Annotated in this window: 1 pseudogene; it reads right to left on the bottom strand. The window is 66.2% G+C overall.

Going from position 1 to position 228, the window contains the following annotated elements:
- Window positions 1–228: pseudogene (locus tag DIE23_RS39355) on the bottom strand (electron transfer flavoprotein subunit beta/FixA family protein); the annotation flags it as partial.

Consider the following 228-nt stretch of genomic DNA (forward strand, 5'->3'; position numbering starts at 1 on the left):
GCCGCCGTCGACTTCACGCGCGACCGTCGCACGGCCATCGGCGATCGTGACCTTCGATGCGAACGTCGCTTGCGGCAGGCCTGCCAGCGCGGCCAGCATCTGGCCCGTCTGGTTCGAATCGTCGTCGATCGCCTGCTTGCCGAGGATCACCAGCTGCGGCTGTTCCTTGTCGACCAACGCCTTCAGGATCTTCGCGACGGCCAGCGGCTCGACGCTGTCGTTCGATTC

This window comes from Burkholderia sp. Bp9143, assembly GCF_003853645.1.
GTDB lineage: Bacteria > Pseudomonadota > Gammaproteobacteria > Burkholderiales > Burkholderiaceae > Burkholderia.